A 4,825-nucleotide genomic window follows, 5' to 3' on the forward strand; every position below is an offset into this window, starting at 1 on the left:
GGGCAGGTCGACCTGGCTGACTGTTCGACAGTGATCAGGCGCCTGTGGTGGATGTCGACGCAAGAGACGGTCAGCCACGCGCCCCGCGGCGGATCTCGCTCCGCGCGGGTGTTGAGCGCACGTGTTGGCCGTGAACTTGACGGCGCCCAGCACCTCGATCTCTGCGTCGCGCACCGACTGGGACTCCGCCAAGTCTGCGCGCATGTCATTTGGTCATAATGGCGTTGGCCTTGCCCAGGATCGCGGCGTGCACCAGGTGGTTGTCGTCCGGATCGGCTAGCCCGGAGTCAGAGCTCTCGCCTTTGGTCACCGCCTCGATGCATGACCCCGGAAAGGCCGCCTCCATCCGCTTGAGAAGTCTTGCGCGGTACGCGCTGCTCTCGTCGGGCGCGCGGCGGTCGGAGCGTTCGTCCAGGCGCGCTAGGACGTAGTCGAGTTCGACAACGACGGCGCGACCCCCAGACGGCCTGGTAGCAGCCTTCCGTCGCGAGCTGGAGCACGAAGTCTCGATCGGGCCGCCCGTTGCGACCCGGCTTGACGTCGACGGTCGCCTTCATTTATCGTTTAATACGCCGGTGTGGTCCTCGACGATGAGAGAGGTTGGCTTGGACGCGTTCCCAAGGCTGGAATCGACGCAGATCGAGATCTGCCGACCTGTCGGTCGCTCGTGGAGCGACGTCGGATGACCGCAACCCGGACGCCTCCTAGACGTCAGGCGCAGACCCGATCTCGCACGACCGGCGTCGCGCCGCCCCACGGGAGGCGTGCATCGTTCGGCGCACGGTGGCGGCGGGATCGCCTGCTGCTGCTGCTCGGGCTGCCGGGGGTCGTGGCGATCGCGGTGTTCCACTACATCCCGCTACTCGGCAACATCATCGCCTTCCAGGACTACCAGCCGTTCCTGGGGATCGGGAACAGTCCGTTCGTCGGGTTCGACAACTTCGAGGTGCTCTTCTCGGGCGACCCTGCGTTCGTCAACGCCCTCGTCAACACACTGCTGATCACGCTCATCCAGGTGGTCTTCGTCTTCCCGCTCCCGATCGCGCTGGCGCTGCTGCTCAACTCCCTGCTCTCGGAGAACGTCAAGCGCGTCGTCCAGTCGATCCTGTACATGCCGCACTTCCTGTCCTGGGTGATCGTGGTCGCGCTGTTCCAGCAGATGTTCGGCAACGTCGGGATGCTCAACACCTGGCTGCGCACGCTCGACATGTCGACCGTGGAGATCCTGGGCGTCCCCGAGCTGTTCAAGCTGGTCGTCACCGCCCAGGTCATCTGGAAGGACACCGGGTGGTCGACGATCCTGTTCCTGGCGGCGCTCTCGCGCGTCGACCTCAACCTCTACGAAGCGGCCGCGATCGACGGGGCGAACGCGGTGCGCCGGCTCTGGCACATCACCCTTCCCGCGATCCGGGGTGTCATCGTGCTGCTGCTGATCCTGCGCCTCGGCGACTCGCTCACCGTCGGCTTCGAGCAAATCATCCTGCAGCAGCAGACGTTCGGGCGAGCGGCCACCGAGGTGCTGGACACCTACGTCTACAACAACGGCATCGTCGGCGGGAACTGGGGCGTGTCCGCTGCGGTGGGTCTCTCAACAGGGCTGGTCAGCGTGGTGCTGGTACTGCTGGCGAACCGCGGCGCGCACCTGCTCGGCGAGCGGGGGGTGTATTCGAAGTGAGTGCTCAGGTCCGCACCGGCAGGCCCCTATGGATGGGCAAGCCCTCCGTTTTCGCGACCATCGCGCGTGCGGTGGTGCTGATCCTGTGCTGTGCCGCCGTCCTCGTCCCGTTCCTCGCCGTCGTCTCGACCAGCGTGGCGTCGCCCGCTCAGCTGACGAGCGCCGGTGGGTTCGTGCTCTGGCCGGAGGAGCCGAGCCTGACGGCCTTCCGCGCCGTCCTCTCCGGCGGCGTGGTCACGCGCGCGATGCTCGTCAGCATCGGCGTGACCGGCGTCGGGACACTCGCCAGTGTCGCGGTCACGGTCGGCCTGGCCTATGCGCTCTCCCGCCCCGGCTCCCTGTTCCACAAGCCGCTCCTGCTCGGCACGCTGTTCACCCTCTTCTTCAATCCGGGCATCATCCCGACCTACATGGTCGTCCGGCAGCTGGGCCTGATCGACTCCTTTGCGGCGCTGGTGCTGCCAGTGCTCGTCAGCGGTTTCAACGTCGTCGTCATGCGCGCGTTCTTCCTGGAGATCCCGCAGGAGCTATTGGAGAGCGCCCGCATCGACGGCGCCTCCGAGGCCAGGACGCTTCGTTCCATCGTGCTGCCGCTGTCCAAGGCGGTCATCGCCGTCATCGGGCTCTTCTACGCCGTCATGTACTGGAACGCGTTCTTCACGGCGTTGCTCTACATCAACTCGACCGAGAAGTGGCCTCTGCAGCTCATCGTCAGGACGTTCGTCGTCAACCAGACGCCGCTCGCCGCCGACGACCTCGACCTCGCGGGTGAGGTCGTGCCGCCGCAGCTGTCCGTTCAGATGGCGATCCTCGTCCTCGCGATCATTCCCATCCTCGTCGTCTATCCCTTTATCCAGAAGCACTTCACCAAGGGCCTGCTCATAGGCGCCGTCAAAGGCTGACGTCGCCTCGGGTGCTGTTCTCTCGAAAGGAAAACCATGGACCGCAGAGCATTTCTCCGGACGACCGGCTACTCGGGCTTGGCGGTGGCGCTGACGGGTGCGCTCGCCGGCTGCCGGACGGGCGACGCCGATGGTGTCGGAACCTCCACCGAGGCAGCGCAGCTCCCCACGTTCCAGGCCGCCGATGTCGCGACGCCGGACCTCGTGGGCGCTCACGAGGACTCGCTGCCCGGCTTCTTCGCCTACCCCGCGACCCCGGCCACGATGTACGCGGATCCGGTCGTCTCCGGGGTCTCGATGACGGCGCTCACCTACTCCTTCAGCCCGGTCGTGCCGGCGCTGAGCGAGAACGAGATGTGGCAGAACATCAACGACTCGATCGGTGCGCAGATCGACATCATCTACACGCCGCAGGCCGACTACGCGAGCCGGTTCGCGACCACGATCGCCGGCGGCGACATCCCCGACATGGTCGCCATCAACCCGCCGGTCCAGCAGCTTCCGGCGATGCTCGAGAGCACGTTCGCCGACCTCAGCGAGTTCCTGTCCGGTGACGCCATCCTCGAGTACCCGAGCCTGGCGAACATCCCGACCTCGGCGTGGCGCAAGACGATGGTGCAGGGACGTATCTGGGGTCTGCCGATCCCTCGCGCGCCCATCGGTCCGGCCTTCTTTGTGCGGCGCGACATCCTCGACGAGCGGGGGCTTCCCACTGCTCCCGCGGACTTCGGCGAGTTCACCGAGATCCTGCGCGAGGTCACCGACCCGCAGACGAACGCCTACGGCTCGGCGTCTCTCCTGGACTTCCCGGCGTACGTTGCCGCCACGCTCGGACTGGACAACGGGTGGGCGAACGACGGCGGTGCCTTCACCTACTGGATGGAGACCGAAGAGTACGAGCAGGCCCTCGTGTCGACACGGGAGCTGGTCGACGAGGGGTTGTTCCACCCCGACTCGATCTCCTCGCAGAACACACAACGCAACGAGTGGTTCACCAACGGCTCGGTGCCCACGATCATCGCCGGCTGGGGCGGCTGGCACAGCTTCGTGAATTGGGGCAAGGACATCGACGGGTTCGCGGTCGACGGCATGCTCCCATTCGGCTACGAGGCATCGATCGAGCCGAGCCACGGGCGGTCGCTCTCCGGCGGCTTCACGGCGTTGCGCGCGGCACCGGCGGAGCGGATCGAGGAGCTGCTGCGGATTGCGGACTGGCTGGCGGCGCCTTACGGCACGACGGACTACCTGACGCGCAAGTTCGGCATCGAGGGGCAGACCTACGACCTGGAGGGCACGGACCCGGTCTCGAACGAACGCGGCACCGACCTGCGGCTCGTGCCCTTCGCCTACCTCACCGACTGCCTCGGTCCCATTTACCAGCCCAACGACGAGGAGGTCGTCCGCGCACGCTTCGACTACCAGGAGGTCGCGATCGAGATGATGGGACCCGAGGGTAACGCCGGGCTCTACTCCGACACCGAGTCGGCTCGCGGGGCGCAACTGGAGACGCTGCTCTCCGATGCGCGCACCGACATCCTCGCCGGCCGCGCGCCCGTCTCGACGTGGGCCGACGCGGTGGCCTCCTGGCGTAGTGAGGGTGGCGACGCCATCCGCTCGGAGTATGAGACCGCCGCGCAGGAGGAGATGGCGTGAGGCGAGCAGGGGGTGCCGAGACCGATGTTGCGCGGCGCCCGGCGATCCGATCCCGCGTCCTGGCGACCGCTCTGATCACGGCACTCGCCGGAGCGGTTCTGACCGCCCCGGCGACGGCGACCACAGGGGAGGACCTGATGCAGCTCTGGGTGAGTCCGGACGGTGACGACGACGCGGCGGGCACCGAGATCGCGCCGCTCGCTACGCTGGACGGCGCCCGCGACCGGCTGCGCGACCTCCGCGCGGGTGTGGGCATCCCGTCCGGTGGAGCAACCGTCCTGCTCACCGGTGGCGTGCACAGGCTTCAGGACACGGTCCGGTTCCTTGCTGAGGACTCCGGCACCGCTCTCGCGCCGATCACCATCACCGCGGCGCCGGGGGCCGACGCGCGACTCTCCGGCGGCATCACTGCGACCGGTCCCGCCGCCCAACCCGTCACCGATCCCGCGATCTTGGCTAGGTTGCCAGAGAGCAGCCGCGGCGACGTCGTCCAGGTCGACCTGGCGGAGATTGGTGTCTCCGATGTCGGCGGGTACCGCGACTACGGCTACGGTCGCGGCACCAACCCCGCACCCGCGGAGATCTTCGTGGACGA

General features: G+C 67.3%; 3 protein-coding genes and 1 pseudogene. All 4 read left to right on the forward strand.

Features of this window, described 5'->3' with window-relative positions; translation table 11 throughout:
• Window positions 1-682 precede the first annotated feature (682 nt).
• A complete protein-coding gene (locus ACOJSN_RS17115) occupies window positions 683-1,675 on the forward strand; it encodes an ABC transporter permease subunit (RefSeq protein WP_420113698.1) in 993 nt (330 codons plus the stop codon).
• A gap of 32 nt (window positions 1,676-1,707) precedes the next feature.
• Window positions 1,708-2,577: a carbohydrate ABC transporter permease gene (locus ACOJSN_RS17120; protein ID WP_420113699.1), complete on the forward strand. Its 870-nt coding sequence runs from the start codon at window positions 1,708-1,710 to the stop codon at window positions 2,575-2,577.
• Window positions 2,578-2,613: 36 nt separating this feature from the next.
• Entirely contained in the window at window positions 2,614-4,230 is a 1,617-nt protein-coding gene (locus tag ACOJSN_RS17125; RefSeq protein ID WP_420113700.1) for an extracellular solute-binding protein, read from the forward strand.
• Window positions 4,227-4,825 (forward strand): annotated as a pseudogene (locus ACOJSN_RS17130) (hypothetical protein); the annotation flags it as partial. The gene ACOJSN_RS17125 and the pseudogene ACOJSN_RS17130, both read left to right, overlap by 4 nt.

Source organism: Pseudactinotalea sp., from assembly GCF_048594945.1.
Taxonomy (GTDB): Bacteria; Actinomycetota; Actinomycetes; order Actinomycetales; family Beutenbergiaceae; genus Pseudactinotalea.

Excerpts from the sequence above, each read along its gene's own strand:
- ACOJSN_RS17120 (WP_420113699.1), top strand. The coding sequence starts at position 1,708 with ATGGGCAAGCCCTCCGTTTTCGCGACCATCGCGCGTGCGGTGGTGCTG.
- ACOJSN_RS17125 (WP_420113700.1), top strand. The coding sequence starts at position 2,614 with ATGGACCGCAGAGCATTTCTCCGGACGACCGGCTACTCGGGCTTGGCG.
- ACOJSN_RS17115 (WP_420113698.1), top strand. The coding sequence starts at position 683 with ATGACCGCAACCCGGACGCCTCCTAGACGTCAGGCGCAGACCCGATCT.